Genomic DNA, 17145 nt, shown 5'->3' on the forward strand with positions numbered 1-17145 from the left:
CTGGTTGCTTTTCTGGATTTCCGGGCGAGCCGCCGACGGCCCTTCGGGGCCCGGCAGACGGAGGAGATTGACGGTACATGCGGAGCGCGTCGGGAGGTCCCCGCGTCTTGTTGAGACGGCTCCGCGAAACCATGGCGGAGCAGGTCTCAGCCCAGGAGCGGCTGGACAAGATCGTGGTGCTGATTGCCGCCAACATGGTGGCCGAGGTGTGCTCAGTCTATGTGCTGCGTATCGACAACACGCTGGAGCTCTACGCCACCGAGGGTCTCAACCGCGAGGCGGTGCACCACACCGTGCTTAGCGCCCATGAGGGCCTGGTCGGCCTCGTCGCCAGCGAGGCGACGCCGCTCAACTTAAGCGATGCGCAGAACCACCCGGCCTTCTCGTTCCGCCCCGAGACCGGCGAAGAAATCTACCACTCCTTCCTCGGCGTGCCGATCCTGCGGGCCGGCAACACGCTCGGCGTGCTGGTGGTGCAGAACCGCGCCAAGCGCAACTATGTCGAGGAGGAGCTCGAGGCTCTCCAGACCACCGCCATGGTGCTGGCGGAGCTGATTGCCTCCGGCGAACTGTCCGCGCTCGCCCAGCCCGGCCAGGAGCCTGCCGCGCGTCATTCCGCGCAGAAGGTCGGCGCCATCCTGTCGGAGGGCATCGCGCTCGGCCATGTCGTGCTGCACGAGCCGCGCGTGGTCATCAAGGACTACATCGCCGAGGATCTGCCGAAGGAAATCAAGCGGCTCGACACCGCGCTCGCCAAGCTGCGCGCCGATCTCGACCGCATGCTGGAGCGCGGCGACGTCGCCGACGGCGGCGAGCACCGCGACGTGCTGGAAGCCTACCGCATGTTCGCCAACGACCAGGGCTGGTCGCACAAGCTGCACGAAGCGGTCGCCACCGGCCTCACCGCGGAAGCCGCCGTCGAGCGCGTGCAGTCCGACACCCGCGCGCGCATGCTGCGCTCGACCGATCCGTATCTGCGCGACCGCCTGCACGACCTGGAAGATCTCGGCTACCGCCTGATGCGACAGCTGGTCGGCCAGGACCACGCGCCTTCACGCGAGCAATTGCCCGACAACGCCATCGTCATCGCCCGTGCGATGGGCCCGGCGGCGCTGCTCGACTACGACCGCAAGCGCCTGCGCGGCATCGTGCTGGAGGAAGGCACCGCCAATTCCCACGTCTCGATCGTGGCGCGCGCGCTCGGAATACCTGCGGTCGGCGAGGTCCCGAACGCGCCTGGCATCGCCGATCCCGGCGACGCCATCATCGTCGACGGCACGTCGGGCTCGATCTATGTGCGCCCCTCGCAGGAGATCGAGGCCGCCTTCGCCGAGCGCGTGCGCTTCCGCGCCCGCCGCCAGGCGCAGTATCTGGCGCTGCGCGATCGGCCTTGCGTTACCAAGGACGGCCAGAAGGTCGAACTGATGATCAACGCTGGGTTGGCCATCGACCTGCCGCATATCGACGACACCGGCAGTGCCGGCATCGGCCTGTTCCGCACCGAATTGCAATTCATGGTCGGCCAGAGCCTGCCGCGCACCAGCGACCAGCTCGCGCTCTATCGCACCGTGCTGGATGCGGCCGGCAGCAAGCCCGTCACCTTCCGCACCCTCGACATCGGCGGCGACAAGGCGCTGCCCTACATGGAAGCGGTGATCGAGGAGAATCCCGCGCTCGGCTGGCGCGCGATCCGGCTCGGGCTCGATCGTCCCGGCCTGTTGCGCGGCCAAATCCGCGCGCTGTTGCGTGCCGGCGGCGGCCGCGCGTTGCGCATCATGTTCCCGATGATCTCGGAGGTCGCCGAATTCGATGCGGCCAAGGCGCTGGTCGAGCGCGAGCTCACATATTTGCGCCAGCACGGCCACACGCTGCCTGAAAGAATCGACATCGGCACCATGGTCGAGGTGCCGGCCCTGCTCTATCAGCTCGACGAGCTGCTGAAGAAGGTCGACTTCATCTCGGTCGGCTCCAACGATCTGTTCCAGTTCCTGTTCGCGGTCGACCGCGGCAACGCAAAAGTCTCCGAGCGCTTCGACACGATGTCGGCGCCGATCCTGCGCGCGCTGCGCGACATCGCACGCAAGTCCCATGCGGCGAAAAAGTCGCTCTCGCTCTGCGGCGAAATGGCCTCCAAGCCGATCGGCGCGCTGGCGCTGATCGCACTGGGCTATCGTTCGCTGTCGCTCTCGGCCACCGCCCTCGGCCCGGTCAAGGCGATGGTGCTCGACCTCGACGCCAAAAAGGCCGAAGCCATGCTCGGCCCGTTGCTGGACGCGCCCGCGGGCAGCGTCGCGATCCGGCAGAAGCTGACGGAATTTGCCGAGGCCGAAGGCCTGGCGTTGTAGCGGGCCTGCGCCGCTTCCGCTCCCCTCGCCTCCGTCCGCCCATTTGAGACTGTACCGATGTCGTCACTCCCCGAAGCCAAACTGGACGTTCTGCTCGCGCATCACGCCTCGCTCGAGGCCGAATCGCTGGGCCAGCTCGCCTCCGACCGTTATGTGCAGATCACGCGCGAGCTCGCCGAGATCACGCCGCTGATCGAGGCGGTGAAGACCTATCGTTCCGCGGTCAAGGAGCTCGCCGATACCGAAGCCCTGATCGCCGATCCCGCGACCGATGCCGAGATGCGCGGCATGGCGGAAGCCGAGCGCGACGAGCTGACGGCCAGGATCGAGGAGCTGGTCCAGAAGATCCGCGTCGCGCTGCTGCCCAAGGACGCCATGGACGACCGCAACGTGATGCTGGAAATCCGCGCCGGCACCGGCGGCGACGAGGCTTCGCTGTTTGCCGGCGATCTGTTCCGGATGTACGAGCGCTTCGCCAGCCTTCAGGGCTGGAAGGTCGAGGTGATCTCGGCCAGCGAAGGCACCGTCGGCGGTTACAAGGAGATCATCGCCGAGGTGCAGGGCCGCGGCGCGTTCTCCAAGCTGAAGTTCGAATCCGGCGTGCACCGGGTGCAGCGCGTGCCCGATACGGAGACGCAAGGGCGCATTCACACCTCCGCGGCGACGGTCGCGGTGCTGCCGGAGGTCGAGGATGTCGACGTCGACATCAAGAACGAGGATCTGCGCATCGAGACCATGCGCGCGCAGGGCGCCGGCGGCCAGCACGTCAACAAGACCGAATCGGCGATCCGCATCACCCACATCCCGACCGGGATCGTGGTGATGATGCAGGACAGCCGCTCGCAGCACAAGAACCGCGCCTCCGCCATGAACATTCTGCGCTCGCGCATCTATGACGCCGAGCGCCAGCGCGTCGACGCCGCGCGCTCGGCCGAGCGCAAGGAGAAGGTCGGTTCCGGCGACCGCAGCGAGCGCATCCGCACCTATAACTTCCCGCAGGGGCGCGTGACCGACCATCGCATCAATCTGACGCTCTACAAGCTGCCGCAGGTGATCGCGGGGGAAGCACTCGGCGAGCTGATCGACGCGCTGACCACAGAGCACCAGGCCGCGCAGCTCGCCGCGCAGGGCGCGGCGGCCTAACGCGTGAGCAATCCCTTCACCGGACAATCGATCGAGAGCGCGCGGCGCACGCTGGCCACGCAATTGAGATCGGCCCAGCTCGACGAAGCTGAGCTCGATGCCCGCATCCTGCTCGGCGCGGCGCTCGGCCTCGACCTCACTGGCCTGATCGCGCAGGCCGCCCGCCCCCTCACGGAAGCCGAGGCGTCGCGGCTCGCACAGCATTTACAGCGTCGCATCGCCGGCGAGCCGGTGGCGCGCATTCTCGGCACACGCGAATTCTGGGGGCTGCCATTTCGCCTGTCCGAAGCGACCCTGGTCCCGCGTCCCGATACCGAGACCGTGGTCGAGCTCGCACTCGAAATCCTTCGCGAGCAGAAGGCATCTCATCCACCCCGCATCGCCGACATCGGCACCGGATCCGGCGCGATCCTGCTTGCGCTGCTGCACGAAATTCCTGATGCTTTCGGCGTCGGCACCGACCTCAGCCTGACCGCGCTCGTCACGGCCAGGGACAATGCCAGGGCTCTCGGCCTCGCCGACCGCGCCGCCTTCGTCGCCTGCTCCTATGCGGCGGCGCTCTCGGGCCCGTTCGATCTCATCGTGTCGAACCCGCCCTATATTCCCTCGGCCGAAATCCCGAAATTGAGCATCGAGGTGCGCGAGCACGATCCGCATCTGGCACTCGACGGTGGCAATGACGGATACGACGCCTATCGCGCCCTGATCCCGCAGGCGAGCGAACGCCTCGCCCCCGGGGGCGCGCTGATCGTCGAGGCCGGACAGGGCCAGGCCCGAAATATTGAAACCTTGATGGCGGCTGCCGCGTTAGTGCCGGACAGGCCACCCAAGGCCGATCTGGCGGGCATTCCGCGGGCCGTTTCGGCCCGAAAAATGCCCCCATAAAAGCCGGATTGGCCTGTAAAAACCTCTTGGAATATCCCGTGGGAACGACTACGTTTCGGTCAACACATCGGTGCCGGCCCCGTAGACCTACGGGCGAAAGCCGGGCTCTCGGGCGAGAGCTTTACTGATTATAGGTTCCAAGCCGCAGGTCCTGTTGAGCGCGATGGCCAGTGGAGCTGCGCTGCTCTCCGACCGCAACGTGAACGAAAGCCTATTGCGCTTGAAGACTTACGCAAGAAAGCTGGGCCTGTTTCGGCAGGCGATATGAATGGGTTCGCTGGCAATGAATGCTGGCGGGTGGGGAACGCGTCTTTGTTGAACGCGACGGTCGACGAACATCGGCAGGGTTCAGGCTGCTCTTGCACGCGGTGCGTGCGAGAATCGTGAACCGCTGTCACCAGGTCACTCCGAGCAATCAGTAATGCGTGCAACCTTTAGGGCTGGAATTAAAGGCAGGACATGAGAAACGGTCAGAACAAGCAGCGGATGCGCAACCGCAACAACAATAACAACAACAACCGGCGCGGCCAGAACCCGATGACCCGGGTCTTCGAGTCCAACGGGCCCGACATCAAGATCCGCGGCACGGCTTCGCACATCGCTGAAAAATATCTTCAGCTCGCGCGCGATGCGCGCTCCTCCGGCGACCCCGTTGCGGCCGAGAACTACTACCAGCATGCCGAGCATTATTTCCGCCTGATCGCGGCCGCCCAGGAGCAGTTCCGCCAGAACCAGCAGCAGCCGCGCGGTGACGAGCCCATCGCCAGCAGCGATGACAGCGAGGACGATGGCGAGAATTTCTCGGCCTTTGGCCAGGAGCCGGGCTTCGTCCCGCAGCCGCCGCAGCAGCCTTTCATGCGCGACCGCGATGGCCAGCGTGATCACCATCAGCGCGATCATCAGCCGCGCGACAACCAGCAGCCCTATCAGCGCGATCAGCAGCAGCCGCGCGAGCACCGCGAACGCGAGCATCGTCCGCAGCCGCAATATCAGCCGCAGCCGCAGAATCAGCCGCAGCCCGTCATCTCCGATGCCGGCAGCGTCGATCGCCTGCCCTCCTTCATCACCGGCGCGCAGCCGCAAGTGAATGTCGGCGCGAATGGCGGCCAGGGCGGTTTCGAGGGTGGCGGCGGCGGTGGCGAGCGCTATCCGCGGCGGCGTCGCCGGCCGCATGGCCCGCGTCCCGAGCGCGAAGCCGCCCCGGTCGCGTCCAGCGACGATCTCGCGACCGGCGAGTAAGCTTCTTCCGATTTCGTGAACTGCATCGTCCCGGCCACGCCGGGACGATTTGTTTTTGGCGATGCGCGTTGGCTGAATTGCACCTCTCCCGCTTGCGGGAGAGGTCGGCGCGAAGCGCCGGGTGAAGGCTCTCTCCTCTTGGCGAATCTCTCTGCGGAGGCACCCTCTCCCCACCCCTCTCCCGCAAGCGGGAGAGGGAGCGCACCGTCTTCGCGGCAACGCCGATGGCTCAGCTCCGTGTCACCGTCGTCGAGGACGGCACCAGCACGGGCTTCGCCAATGAGGGAATCAGCCGTGCCCGCTCGCGCTTGGCGGGGATGGCGCGGTAGACCTGCTTGGTGGCTTCGACGATGTGCACGCCGGCAAAAGGCAGTGACAGCGCCGCGCCGGCCCGCTCCCACATCTGCGCCGATTTCAACACCCAGCCGCCGGCATAAGGCGGCATGAACAACGCCTCGCCCCAGGCCGTCGGCGTGAACCAGGTCTGGCGCAGCAGCTCGGTGATCTGCGAGCGCGAATAGGGCCGGCCATGGCCGAACGGCGTGCTGTCGGTGCGCGTCCACACCCCACGCCGATTCGGGATCACCGCGATGACGCGGCCGGACGGCGCCAGCACGCGCCATACTTCGCGCAGCAGCGCAGCCGGATCGTCCGACATCTCCAGCGCATGGACCAGGAGAATGCGGTCGACCGCGGCGTCAGGAAGCGGCAGCGAGAACTCGTCGACCAGCGAGGCCAGCGCCGGCCGCCCCGTCGGCCATTTCAGGACGCCCTGGGCCGCCGGCATGAACGCGATGCAGCGCTCGGCATCCTCGCGGAACAGTCCGAGATAGGGCGTGGGGTAGCCGATGCCGAGCACGCGCTGACCCTCGGCGCCCGGCCAGCGCTGCCTGATGCCGCGATTGATCATTTGCCGCGCCACGATCCCGAGGCGGCGGGAATAGAACTCGCGGAGGTCGACGACGTCGATGGTCATGACGGCAATGTAACACGCGTAAGGCCGCTGCCGCGCGCGGAATATTGCATTGCCTGCGCAACGTTAACGCCATATTTGTCTGGCGGGGCTGAGCGCGATGGAGATGTCATGGCCGCCGAAATTCGTACTTTCACCTGTTTAAACGACAATTTCGGTTATTTGATCCACGATGTGGAAACCAAGGCGACGGCGTCGATCGACGCGCCCGAGGCAGGTCCCATCCTCAAGGCGCTGGAGCGCGAGGGCTGGCAACTCACCGACATCCTGATCACCCATCATCATGGCGATCATGTCGGCGGGGTCGCCGAACTCAAGCAGAAATTCAATTGCCGCGTCGTCGCGCCGCATGACAAGACCACGAAGATTGCCAACGTCGATTTGCGCGTCGCCAATGCCGACGTGGTCAAGATCGGCAACCTGCTGGCGCGCGTCGTGGAGACGCCTGGCCACACGCTCGACCACGTCTCCTACGTGTTCGACAATGAGAAGACCGTGTTCGCCGCCGACACGCTGTTCTCGATCGGCTGCGGCCGCGTGTTCGAAGGCAACTATCCGATGATGTGGGATTCGCTGTTGAAGCTGCGGGCCCTGCCCGACGACTTCAAGCTCTATTGCGGCCACGAATACACGGCATCCAACGTCAAGTTCGCGCTCACCGTCGACCCTGACAATGCGGCGCTCCAGGCCCGCGCGGCGGAGGTCGCGAGGCTCCGGGCCGAGAACAAACCGACCATTCCCGTGCTGCTCGGCGACGAGAAGCGTGCAAACGTCTTCCTGCGCGCCGACGAGCCCTCCGTTGCGGCCAGGCTGCACATGAAGGGCGCGGATGCCGCTGCGGTGTTCGGCGAGCTGCGCGAGCGCAAGAACAAATCTTGAAGAACAAGTCCTGACGGGGACCGATGCCGACCGCAGCCGAGATCATCGCTCGCCTCGAACTCCGACCGCATCCCGAAGGCGGGCACTACCGCGAGACGTTTCGCGACCAAGCGACCGACGCGCAAGGACGCTCGCGCTCGACCTCGATCTACTTCCTGCTCGCGCGCGGCGAGCGCTCGCATTGGCATCGCATCGATGCGGTCGAGACTTGGCACTATTACGCCGGCAGCCCGCTGACGCTACGCATCGCGCATGACGGCTGCTCCCAGCACGAGGTGCAGCTCGGCACGGACCTCGTCAGCGGCCAGCGGCCGCAGGCGATCGTGCCGGCGAATGCCTGGCAGATGGCGGAGACGACCGGCGAGTGGACCCTGGTCGGCTGCACCGTCGCGCCCGCGTTCGAGTTCGCGACATTCGAACTCGCGCCACAGGGCTGGGAGCCGTAGCTCCACACAGTCATTCCGGGGCGCCGCGCAAGCGGCGAACTAAGATGCGCAGTTGCGCATCATAGTTCGCGCTTCGCGCGCCCCGGAATGACAATCATCGCTTCCGTAGCACCATGTCCTTCGCCGCGATCAGGCCGCCGCCGGCGATCAGGATGGCGGCGATGGCGATGTTGGCGCTGGCCTTTGCAAAGCCCGCGGCGATGAGGAAGCCGGTGGAGAGCAGCGGCGTCGCGTAGGAGGCGGCGCCGAGCACGCGGATGTCACCGCGCTTCATGCCGATGTCCCAGCTGTAGAAGGCAGCACCGACGGGACCGATGCCGAGCGCGACCACGGAAAGCCATTGCAGCGTGGTCTCCGGCCAGACGGTGGTCTCGAGCGCTGCATGCATCAGCGCGGCGAGCGCCGCGGTCGCGAGGCAGAATCCGGCGACCGCATCGGTCGGCACCGTCTTCAATCGTCGCGACAGCACCGAATAACTCGCCCAGACGAAAGCGGCGATGAAAGCCGCGACCAGTCCCGGCACCGCCCCCGGCGCAAAGCCGCTGCTATTGCCGGCAAACAGCAGCACGGTGCCGACGAGACCGAGCACGGCGCCGATGATGTGATGCAGGAACAGCCGCTCGCCCGGCAGGAAGGACGAGAACAGCACGATCAGCAGCGGCCAGAGATAGTTCAAGAGGCCGGCTTCAGCCGGCGGCGCGAAGCGCAGCGCGAGGAAATAGAGCGCGTGATAGCCGAACAGGCCGCCAACGCCGACGACCCAGACGACGAGCGGCTGGCGCAGGCTGTTCGCCGCCTCGCGGCGGCCGATCCAGGTGAGCAGGCCGACGAGACCGCCGATCGCGAAGGTCATCGCGGCGAGCTGGAATGCCGGAATCTTTCCGGTCGCCACCGTCATCACTGAGAGCAGCGACCACATCAGGATCGCGGTCAGTCCGATCAGCGTCGCGGTGCGGGGAGTCATTGTGGAAGGCCTCGTCATTCCGGGATGGCGCGTAGCGCCGGACCCGGAATCTCGAGATTCCGGGTTCGCCGCTGTCGCGGCGCCCAGGAATGACAGTGCATGGACAAATGCCCGGGACAAGCCCGGGCATGGCGATGTTGCCAATATCAGTCCGCGTGATGCCGACGCATCACACCATGTATTGGCCGCCGTTGACGGTCAGCGTCGAGCCGGTGATGGCGCCGGCCTCGTCGGCGGCGAGGAACACGACGGCGCGTGCGATCTCCTCGGGCTCGCCGAGACGGCCGATCGGGATCAGCGGCAGGATCGCCTTTTCCAGCACGTCCTTCGGCACAGCCTGCACCATCTCAGTATTGATGTAGCCCGGGCAGATCGCGTTCACGGTGACGCCGCCTTTGGCGTTCTCCAGCGCCAAGGCCTTGGTGAAGCCGATTTCGCCGGCTTTCGCCGCGGAATAATTCACCTGGCCGAACTGGCCCTTCTGTCCGTTGATCGAGGAGATGTTGATGATGCGGCCGAACTTGCGCCCGCGCATGCCTTCGATGACCTGGCGCGACATGTTGAACAGCGAGCCGAGATTGGTGCCGATCACAGCATTCCACTGCTCGAGGCTCATCTTGTGGAAGGCGCCGTCCTTGGTGATGCCGGCGTTGTTGACGAGCACGTCGATCGGGCCGACCTCGGCCTCGACCTTCTTCACGCCCTCGGCGCAGGCGTCGAAACTGCTGACGTCCCATTTGTAGACCGCGATGCCGGTCTCGGCCTTGAACTTCTCCGCCGCAGCATCATTGCCGGCATAACTCGCCGCAACCTTGTAGCCGGCCGCCTTCAGCGCCTTGCTGATCGCAGCACCGATGCCCCGCGTACCACCCGTGACCAATGCAACACGTGCCATATCGTATTCCTTCCCTTGGACTCTTCGGACGTTTCTGACGCGATCGTTTTTTAACTGCGGATTATGCGGGACGTTTGACGGACATCAAGAACAAAACGCCCGGCATTGAGCCGGGCGTTTCTCTTTAGTCGAGGCGTGCGCAGTTGCGAAGAATATTTGATTTGCAACCGCCGCCTTTTTAGTCGCGTGCAACGCACTCACTGATGTGTGCAGCGCACGCGTCAGTTACATGTCAGGCTTTCCTCAGTCGCGCGCCAGACACATCGCGATGCCCATGCCGCCGCCGATGCACAGCGTGGCGAGGCCCTTCTTCGAATCGCGCTTCTGCATTTCATGCAGCAGCGTCACCAGCACACGCGCGCCGGATGCACCGATCGGATGGCCGATTGCTATCGCGCCGCCATTGACGTTGACCTTGGACGTGTCCCAGCCGAGGTCCTTGTTGACGGCGCAGGCCTGCGCCGCAAAAGCTTCGTTGGCCTCGATCAGGTCGAGATCGCCGACACTCCAGCCGGCCTTCTTCAGCGCGGCGCGCGAAGCCGGGATCGGGCCCGAGCCCATGATCTTCGGATCGACGCCGGCCTGCGCCCACGACGCGATGCGCGCAAGCGGCTTCTTGCCTTCCTTGGCGGCCTGCTTCGCGGTCATGAGCACCACGGCGGCAGCGCCGTCATTGATACCGGAAGCCGAACCCGCGGTAACCGTGCCGTCCTTCTCGAAGGCCGGCTTGAGCTTGGCCATCCCGTCGAGCGTCGCGCCATGGCGCGGATATTCGTCGGCGCTGACGACGACGTCGCCCTTGCGGGTCTTGATGGTGACGGGAACGATCTCGTCGTTGAACCTGCCGGCCTTCTGCGCGGCCTCGGCCTTCTGCTGCGAGGCGACCGCGAACTCGTCCTGCTGGGCGCGGGTGATCTGCCACTGCCGCGCGACGTTCTCAGCGGTGTTGCCCATGTGATAGCCGTTGAAGGCATCCCATAGGCCGTCCTTGATCATGGTGTCGACCAATTCGAGACCGCCCATCTTGACGCCGCCGCGCAGATGCTGGGCGTGCGGGGCCATGCTCATGGACTCCTGTCCGCCGGCGACCACGATCTCCGAATCGCCGTTGAGCAGCGCCTGGTAGCCGAGTGCGACCGTACGCAGGCCGGAGCCGCAGAGCTGGTTGACGCCCCAGGCCGGGCTCTCCACCGGAATGCCGGCGCCGATCGAGGCTTGGCGGGCCGGGTTCTGGCCCTGAGCAGCGGTCAGAATCTGACCCATGATGACTTCCGAGACGCGGCCGGGCTCGATGCCACCGCGCTCCAGCGCCGCCTTGATGGCGATGGCGCCGAGATCATGGGCGGGAAGGGTCGCGAACGCTCCGTTGAAGCTTCCGACCGGGGTGCGGGCGGCGCTGACGATGACGACATCGTCTGACATGGGCATCTCCTGAGGTTGTTTGGGGGCAGGCGGGGCTGGGAAAACGGCTCGCCAGTCTCGGACGGCATCCTGTTAACGTCGTTGCGGCATGTCAATCGGCCGGAGACCGAATTCATGCCGCAGCGCATTCAAAATAGTGTTCTTGGCGCTTTCGCAAGCACGTTTTTGCTGCCCGATTAACCGTGGCGCACAAAACGGTAGCGTGACCCCTTTGAAAATGCTTATTTTGTTGCGTTGCGTACTCTTCCCGCCCTGCGGCATTGCCCGTCGGGTTCCTGTTCTCCGCGCTTGCAAGTGAGAGCCCATGGCGAAATCAGACCAACCCACCACCATCAAGAAATACGCGAACCGCCGGCTCTATAATACCGGAACGAGCACTTATGTGACGCTCGAGGACCTCGCCGCCATGGTCAAGGACGGCGAAGATTTCCTGGTCTACGACGCCAAGACCGGCGACGACATCACCCGCTCCGTGCTCGCCCAGATCATCTTCGAGCAGGAGAACAAGGCCGGCCAGAACCTGCTCCCGACCACCTTCCTGCGCCAGCTCATCCGCTTCTACGGCGACAGCATGCAGATGGTGGTGCCGAAATATCTGGAACAGTCGATCGCGACCCTGACCCAGGAGCAGGAGAAGTTCCGTAAGCAGATCGCCAACACGCTGTCCGGCACACCCTTTGCTCCGCTCGAGGAGCAGGTCCGCCGCAACATGGAGCTATTCCAGCAGACCTTCTCGATGTTCAAGCCGTTCGCCGCGCCTCGCCCCGCGGCCAGCGCGGAGCCAGAGCCCGATGCAAATGCCGAGGCGCCGAAGGACAGCAACATCGACGATCTGCGCCAGCAGATGAAGGAAATGCAGGAACGCCTCGAGCGGATGTCGAAGAAGGACGAGTAGGTCTTTCCTTCCCGGCCTTCCGCAAGCCGGAGGACGCACCATGTCCGACCGAAGCGCGCATTGGGACAACGTCTACGCCACCAAGGGCGAGGCCGAGGTCAGCTGGTTTCAGAGCAGCCCGACGACCTCGCTCGCGATGATCAGAGCAGCCAACCTAGACCCCGAGGCCGCCACCATCGACATTGGCGGCGGCGCATCGCGGCTCGTCGATGCTCTGTTGCAGGACGGATATCGCGATATCGCCGTGCTGGATCTCTCTGCCAACGCGCTTGACGTAGCGAAGAAGCGACTCGGCGCCGCCGCGTCAGCGGCCGAGTGGATCGTTGCCGACGCCACGACATGGCGCCCGGCAAAGACATACGATCTATGGCACGATCGTGCGGCATTTCACTTCCTGACCGAATCCCGCGACAGAGCCGCCTATGTCGAGCGCCTGCGGTCAGCACTTGCGCCTGGCGGCCACGTCATCATCGCGACGTTCGCGCCCGACGGCCCGGAGAAATGCAGCGGTCTGCCAGTGCAGCGCCATGACAGCGCGAGCCTTTTGGCGGAGTTGGGGGCGGAGTTCGAGCTGATCGAAACGCGCCGCGAGACGCATCACACGCCGTGGGATTCGACGCAGGCGTTTCAGTTCAGCCGGTTTCGGCGGCGGGCTGCTTAAGGTGTGGCCCCGCGCACGCTCCGGCCGTAGCTTCGCGGTGCTTCCGCAATTCGTCATTGCGAGCGCAGCGAAGCAATCCAGACTGCGTCCGCGGTAAGATTTGATCTTCCCCCAAAAAAGTGGACAGCGTTCAAGCCGATTTTAGCTCCATCTCGACTGGGCTGATATAGCCGATGGCCGAGTGTCTGCGGTGTTGATTGTAGAAGCCCTCGACGTAGGCGAAGATGTCGCGCTCAGCTTCATCGCGGGTCGGATATTGACGGTGATGGATCAGTTCGGACTTGAGCGTGTGGAAGAAGCTTTCCATCGGGGCGTTGTCGTAGCAGTCGGCTCTGCGGCTCATCGAAGGCCGGACGCCGGCGGCTTGCAGCGCTTGGCGGTACTCGGTTGAAGCATATTGGATGCCGCGATCGGAGTGATGGATCAGGCCGGCGCCGGGCTTTTGCCCCTTGATCGCCATCCTTAATGCGGCGAGCGGCAATTCGGCGCGCAGATGGTCGTCCATCGCCCAGCCCACGATACGGCGACTGTACAGATCCATGATGGCGGCCAGGTACAACCATCCTTGGCCGGTCCAGACATAGGTGATGTCGGCGAGCCAGACCTGATTGCGCATGGCGGCCGAGAAGTTCCGGCCGAGCAAGTTGGGCGCGATCGGGAAGCCATGCCCGCTATCGGTGGTGCGGCATCGTCGCGGCCCGGCCGAGATGGCTCGAACGCCATGGCAGCGCATCTGCCGCTCGATTCGGCCACGGCTTGCATGGTGTCCCTGGGCCTTGAGTTCGACATGAATGCGCGGGCTGCCATAGCGACCATGACTGTCGCGATGAACCCGCTTGATGTCCTGCAGCAACTCTCGATTGGCAGCGGCCCGGGGGCTTTCCGGGCGCGACCGCCAAGCATAGTAGCCCGCAGGCGAGACGCCGAGGACACGGCACATGATCTTAACCGGATAGTCGGCGCGGCGATCTTCGATGAAGCGGAACTTCATGTCCTGGGTCCAGCAAAGATCGCGATCGACTTTTTTAAAATGTCGCGCTCCATACGCAACTGTTCGTTTTCCCGCTGCAACCGGGCGATCACGTCAGCTTGGGCCGCCGACGGCACCGCCGCTTGCGACGTGGGCGCCGCGGCGCTGCCGCCGGCTGCTACCGTGCTCCGCTCCTTCACCCATCGGCTGAGCACGGAGCCGTCCAGCCCGAGCTCCTTCGATACCGACTTCGCCGAACGGCCGCTCGACAAAACCAGATCAACTGCCTGCCGCTTGTACTCGTCCGAATACGAGCGTCGCTGCCGTTTCGCCATCTGACACCTCTCGCTGCCTAAGCTATAGGTGTCCACCGATTTAGGGGAGGCTCAGATTCTGGATTGCTTCGCTGCGCTCGCAATGACGGAGCTCGCAGCTCAAGCCGCCAGCTTCACCGCATGCGCAAAATCCCAATAGAGTTTTCGCGCCCGGGCGTAGAACGGACCCGGCTTCAGCTCACGCTCGTCGATGCGGACAACCGGCGCGACCTTGGCGAAATTGCCGGATGAAAAGATCTCGTCGGCGGCGAGGAAATCGGCATAGCGCAGCGTCTTCTCGACCACGGTGATGCCGTCGCCGCGAAGCAGGCTGATGACGCGCTGGCGCGTGATGCCGTTGAGGAACGTGCCGTTGGGCACCGGCGTGTAGACCACACCGTCCTTGGCCATGAACACGTTGGAATTGCCGAACTCGGCGACGTTGCCGAGCATGTCGAGCATCAACGCGTTCTGAAAGCCGCGCGAGGCGGCTTCCGCCAACGCGCGCGAATTGTTCGGATAGAGGCACGCGGCCTTGGCCTCGACCGGGGCGCATTCGGCGGTGGGCCTGCGGAACGGCGACAGCGTGATGGCGTTGCCGACGGGTTTTGGCATCGGCGCCTCGTAGATGCACAGGCACCAATTGGTGGTCTCGGGGTCGAACAGCACGCCGCCGCCCGAGCCGTTCTGCGCCCAATACATCGGACGGACATAGAGCTCGGCATTGGCCGCAAAGCGCGCAATGCCCTCGCGCGCGAGCGTGAGCCAGGTGTCGGTATCGACCACCGGCTTCAGGCCAAAATTGACCGCCGATTGATTGGCGCGGGCGACGTGGCGGTCGAGATCGGGCGCCACACCCTCGAACGCGCGCGCGCCGTCGAATACGATCGAGCCGAGCCAGGCCGCATGCGTGCGCGGGCCCATGATCGGCACATTGCCGTCGTGCCATTTGCCCTCGAAGAAGGTCCAGCTCGGCGAATATTCGATGGGCTTCTTGATCTCGGCCATGACCGGCCTCTCCTTGGCGTGATGCCGCATTATAGCGGCACTATTGGTCATAATTTCTAAATGATTCCCTGCGGGAAGATGGTGAGTTACCCTCTTCCCTTGTGGGAGAACGAGAGATCCATGCCGCTCGATCCACTCGCAAAGCGCTTGTTGACCATGATGGCTGCCGCCGCGCCGCAGGCACGAAGCCGGCCGAGCGTGAATGCACGGCGGCAGTCACTGACCAAGCTGATGCAGTTCGCGCGAGCTGATGCGCCGGATGTGACGACGTCCGACGGCATGCTGTCCGGCCCTGGCGGCGAGCTGCCCTATCGCCTCTATTCGCCCGCAAGCGCCGGTGAACGCGCGCCGGGCTTCGTGTTCTTTCACGGCGGCGGCCTCGTCGCCGGCAGCATTGCCACGCATGACCGCATCGCGGCAGCGCTGGCGCATGCGACCGGCTGCCGCCTCGTCTCGGTCGACTACCGGCTCGCGCCCGAGCACAAATTTCCCGCCGCCGTCGACGACGCGGTTGCCGCCACCGAGTGGGTCGCGCGCGAAGCACCAACACTCGGCATCGATGCCGAACGGCTGGTAGTCGGCGGCGATTCTGCCGGCGCCACGCTGGCTGCGATCGTTTGCCAGGAGGCGGTTCAGAACGCAGGCCTCTCCATCGTCGCGCAATGCCTGATTTGCCCTGTGCTGGATTTCGAAGAGACCTCGCCTTCGCGCGAGGAATTCGCCGAGGGTCATCTGATCGACCGCGCCACCATCGAAGCCGATCTCGCCGACTATCTGCCGGGCGGCCTGGATGCCGCCAGTCCCCGCATCTCACCCCTGCGCGCGACGCGGCTCACAGGCCTGCCGACGGCGATCATCCACACCGCCGAGTTCGATCCGATGCGCGACGAAGGCAATGCCTATGCCCGCAAGCTGCTCGCCGCAGGCGTCGTCGTCGAGCATGTCTGCCACGACGGCATGGTCCACAATTTCCACGCCATGGGCGCGATCCTGCCGCAGGCGCAGCTCGTGCTATCGCAGATCGGCGAGCAGGTCAGGCGCGCGGTTGCGAGGTGAGGTCTTTCCCCTCATCCCGTTGTGGACGAAGAAAGCAGCATCACGCCCTTGCGCCGATCACCGCACGCGCCGCGGTCACGTACTCAGGCCAATGCGCGTTCGCATAACGCTCGGCCTGGCGCGCACCAGCAACGTCAGGCGCATGGGCTGCTGCAATCATGCGCGCAAAGCGCTCTTCGGCAACGGTGGCGTCGTCCGTGGCAAGCTGCGGCGCGGCGGCTACCGCTGCGGTCGGGGCGACGACGAGCCCCGCCAGTCCAGTGAGCAAGATGCGGCGTGACGTTTTCATGGCTGTCATTTCCTGTTGCCCTGTCTTGTTTCTCTTGCGCTTGCAATCATGAGCGGCGAATGCGTGCGACAAGGTAGCGCTCCGCTTCCGCCCGGTCCAGAAGCGCAAATGTGGCAAGCTAGTCCGGCACCGGCACGTCGAACGTGTTGAGCGTGACCGAGACCATGCAGTAAACGCCGACGAGGTAGGAGAGTTCGGCCGCGCCGTGCTCGCCAAACTCCTTCACGGCGGCGCGCCAGGTCAATTCCGGCAGAACGCCGCCGCCGACCAGCGCGGACGCCACGTCATAGGCGACGGCCTCCTGCCTGGTGAGATCGACCGGCCGCTGTCCGGCGACGATGGTCGCGAGCTTCTCGTCCGACAGGCCGCGCTGCTCGGCGACCAGCACATGGGCGTAGAGCTCGTAGCCGGAACGGAAATGCGAGCCGGTGACGAGGATGGCGACCTCGCGCACCGGCGCCGGCAGCAGCGGGTTCGACGCGATCGCCTTGACCAGCTCCCACACCGGCTTGCCGAAGCGCGGCTCGCGGATCCAGGGATTCCAGGGGCCGAGCAGCGCGCCGTCCTCGCGCATGTTCACAAAACCCTTGAAGTGGTCCTTGATGCCGGCTCGCATGTCGTCATAGAGCGGCTTCTGTTCGGCACTCAGGTCTTTCGGATCGAGAATGGGAACGCGCACGGTGAGGTCTCCTCGTTGAGAAGACGCAACCGTCACCTGCAAGCGTGTGCGAGGCAAGTGAAGTTGCTGTGACGACCGTGCA

General features: G+C 65.0%; 17 protein-coding genes. 9 read left to right on the forward strand and 8 right to left on the reverse strand.

The features are described from left to right. Positions 1-77: 77 nt before the first annotated feature. The 4 genes from ptsP (at position 78) to ACNJX8_RS40505 (ending at position 5612) form a co-directional block, all read left to right on the forward strand. Entirely contained in the window at positions 78-2345 is a 2268-nt protein-coding gene (gene ptsP / locus ACNJX8_RS40490) for a phosphoenolpyruvate--protein phosphotransferase (RefSeq protein WP_128930260.1), read from the forward strand. Between the two features lie 57 nt (positions 2346-2402). Continuing rightward, positions 2403-3488 carry a peptide chain release factor 1 gene (gene prfA / locus ACNJX8_RS40495; RefSeq protein WP_128940358.1) on the forward strand — a complete coding sequence of 362 codons (1086 nt, stop codon included), beginning with the start codon at positions 2403-2405 and terminating at the stop codon, positions 3486-3488. 3 nt (positions 3489-3491) lie between these two features. Next, positions 3492-4373, forward strand: coding sequence for a peptide chain release factor N(5)-glutamine methyltransferase (prmC, locus tag ACNJX8_RS40500; RefSeq protein ID WP_128940359.1), 882 nt, complete (start codon positions 3492-3494; stop codon positions 4371-4373). A gap of 459 nt (positions 4374-4832) precedes the next feature. Continuing rightward, a complete protein-coding gene (locus ACNJX8_RS40505; RefSeq protein WP_128930263.1) occupies positions 4833-5612 on the forward strand; it encodes a DUF4167 domain-containing protein in 780 nt (259 codons plus the stop codon). 229 nt (positions 5613-5841) lie between these two features. On the opposite strand, the gene ACNJX8_RS40510 is transcribed toward ACNJX8_RS40505, so the two are convergent. Next, entirely contained in the window at positions 5842-6588 is a 747-nt protein-coding gene (locus tag ACNJX8_RS40510) for a class I SAM-dependent methyltransferase (RefSeq protein ID WP_091893760.1), read from the reverse strand. A 108-nt stretch (positions 6589-6696) separates the two neighbouring features. Here ACNJX8_RS40510 and gloB point away from each other — a divergent pair, with 108 nt between their 5' ends. Together gloB and ACNJX8_RS40520 are read left to right on the forward strand one after the other, a co-directional pair. After that, a complete protein-coding gene (gloB, locus tag ACNJX8_RS40515) occupies positions 6697-7464 on the forward strand; it encodes a hydroxyacylglutathione hydrolase (protein ID WP_128930264.1) in 768 nt (255 codons plus the stop codon). Positions 7465-7487: 23 nt separating this feature from the next. After that, positions 7488-7910 (forward strand): cupin domain-containing protein, encoded by a 423-nt coding sequence (locus ACNJX8_RS40520; RefSeq protein ID WP_091893764.1) that lies wholly within the window; start codon positions 7488-7490, stop codon positions 7908-7910. Between the two features lie 94 nt (positions 7911-8004). Here ACNJX8_RS40520 and yddG read toward each other — a convergent pair whose 3' ends face one another. From yddG to ACNJX8_RS40535, 3 genes are all read right to left on the reverse strand, one after another. Then, positions 8005-8874, reverse strand: coding sequence for an aromatic amino acid exporter YddG (gene yddG / locus ACNJX8_RS40525; RefSeq protein ID WP_128930265.1), 870 nt, complete (start codon positions 8872-8874; stop codon positions 8005-8007). A 169-nt stretch (positions 8875-9043) separates the two neighbouring features. Beyond that, on the reverse strand, positions 9044-9769 hold the full coding sequence (phbB, locus tag ACNJX8_RS40530; RefSeq protein WP_091893769.1) for an acetoacetyl-CoA reductase: 726 nt from the start codon (positions 9767-9769) through the stop codon (positions 9044-9046). Positions 9770-10012: 243 nt separating this feature from the next. Then, positions 10013-11191: an acetyl-CoA C-acetyltransferase gene (locus ACNJX8_RS40535; RefSeq protein WP_249758778.1), complete on the reverse strand. Its 1179-nt coding sequence runs from the start codon at positions 11189-11191 to the stop codon at positions 10013-10015. Between the two features lie 304 nt (positions 11192-11495). Here ACNJX8_RS40535 and phaR point away from each other — a divergent pair, with 304 nt between their 5' ends. Continuing rightward, positions 11496-12086 (forward strand): polyhydroxyalkanoate synthesis repressor PhaR, encoded by a 591-nt coding sequence (gene phaR / locus ACNJX8_RS40540; protein ID WP_128930267.1) that lies wholly within the window; start codon positions 11496-11498, stop codon positions 12084-12086. Positions 12087-12126: 40 nt separating this feature from the next. Continuing rightward, positions 12127-12747 (forward strand): class I SAM-dependent methyltransferase, encoded by a 621-nt coding sequence (locus tag ACNJX8_RS40545; RefSeq protein ID WP_439359109.1) that lies wholly within the window; start codon positions 12127-12129, stop codon positions 12745-12747. Positions 12748-12877: 130 nt separating this feature from the next. Here the strand turns inward: ACNJX8_RS40545 and ACNJX8_RS40550 are convergent. Beyond that, positions 12878-14052 (reverse strand): IS3 family transposase gene (locus tag ACNJX8_RS40550; RefSeq protein WP_439357590.1). Its coding sequence is split into 2 segments (ribosomal slippage): positions 12878-13758 and positions 13758-14052, totalling 1176 coding nucleotides; the frame shifts between segments, so codons are not numbered across the junction. Positions 14053-14151: 99 nt separating this feature from the next. After that, positions 14152-15039 (reverse strand): branched-chain amino acid aminotransferase, encoded by an 888-nt coding sequence (locus tag ACNJX8_RS40555; RefSeq protein WP_439359110.1) that lies wholly within the window; start codon positions 15037-15039, stop codon positions 14152-14154. Between the two features lie 120 nt (positions 15040-15159). Between ACNJX8_RS40555 and ACNJX8_RS40560 the strand changes: the two genes are divergently transcribed. After that, positions 15160-16095 carry an alpha/beta hydrolase gene (locus ACNJX8_RS40560; protein ID WP_128930270.1) on the forward strand — a complete coding sequence of 312 codons (936 nt, stop codon included), beginning with the start codon at positions 15160-15162 and terminating at the stop codon, positions 16093-16095. Between the two features lie 40 nt (positions 16096-16135). Here the strand turns inward: ACNJX8_RS40560 and ACNJX8_RS40565 are convergent, their stop codons facing one another. Further along, complete coding sequence (locus ACNJX8_RS40565; protein WP_249758781.1) at positions 16136-16384, reverse strand: hypothetical protein; 249 nt, start codon at positions 16382-16384, stop codon at positions 16136-16138. 118 nt (positions 16385-16502) lie between these two features. Then, positions 16503-17063: a carboxymuconolactone decarboxylase family protein gene (locus ACNJX8_RS40570; protein ID WP_439359111.1), complete on the reverse strand. Its 561-nt coding sequence runs from the start codon at positions 17061-17063 to the stop codon at positions 16503-16505. Between the last annotated feature and the right edge of the window lie 82 nt (positions 17064-17145).

This window comes from Bradyrhizobium sp. SPXBL-04 (assembly GCF_051853035.1).
Classification (GTDB): Bacteria; Pseudomonadota; Alphaproteobacteria; order Rhizobiales; family Xanthobacteraceae; genus Bradyrhizobium; species Bradyrhizobium zhanjiangense.

Bases quoted from the DNA above. Each gene is read 5' to 3' on its own strand.
- ptsP (WP_128930260.1), top strand. From the start codon at position 78: ATGCGGAGCGCGTCGGGAGGTCCCCGCGTCTTGTTGAGACGGCTCCGC.
- prfA (WP_128940358.1), top strand. From the start codon at position 2,403: ATGTCGTCACTCCCCGAAGCCAAACTGGACGTTCTGCTCGCGCATCAC.
- ACNJX8_RS40505 (WP_128930263.1), top strand. From the start codon at position 4,833: ATGAGAAACGGTCAGAACAAGCAGCGGATGCGCAACCGCAACAACAAT.
- ACNJX8_RS40510 (WP_091893760.1), bottom strand. From the start codon at position 6,588: ATGACCATCGACGTCGTCGACCTCCGCGAGTTCTATTCCCGCCGCCTC.
- gloB (WP_128930264.1), top strand. From the start codon at position 6,697: ATGGCCGCCGAAATTCGTACTTTCACCTGTTTAAACGACAATTTCGGT.
- ACNJX8_RS40520 (WP_091893764.1), top strand. From the start codon at position 7,488: ATGCCGACCGCAGCCGAGATCATCGCTCGCCTCGAACTCCGACCGCAT.
- yddG (WP_128930265.1), bottom strand. From the start codon at position 8,874: ATGACTCCCCGCACCGCGACGCTGATCGGACTGACCGCGATCCTGATG.
- phbB (WP_091893769.1), bottom strand. From the start codon at position 9,769: ATGGCACGTGTTGCATTGGTCACGGGTGGTACGCGGGGCATCGGTGCT.
- ACNJX8_RS40535 (WP_249758778.1), bottom strand. From the start codon at position 11,191: ATGTCAGACGATGTCGTCATCGTCAGCGCCGCCCGCACCCCGGTCGGA.
- phaR (WP_128930267.1), top strand. From the start codon at position 11,496: ATGGCGAAATCAGACCAACCCACCACCATCAAGAAATACGCGAACCGC.
- ACNJX8_RS40545 (WP_439359109.1), top strand. From the start codon at position 12,127: ATGTCCGACCGAAGCGCGCATTGGGACAACGTCTACGCCACCAAGGGC.
- ACNJX8_RS40555 (WP_439359110.1), bottom strand. From the start codon at position 15,039: ATGGCCGAGATCAAGAAGCCCATCGAATATTCGCCGAGCTGGACCTTC.
- ACNJX8_RS40560 (WP_128930270.1), top strand. From the start codon at position 15,160: ATGCCGCTCGATCCACTCGCAAAGCGCTTGTTGACCATGATGGCTGCC.
- ACNJX8_RS40565 (WP_249758781.1), bottom strand. From the start codon at position 16,384: ATGAAAACGTCACGCCGCATCTTGCTCACTGGACTGGCGGGGCTCGTC.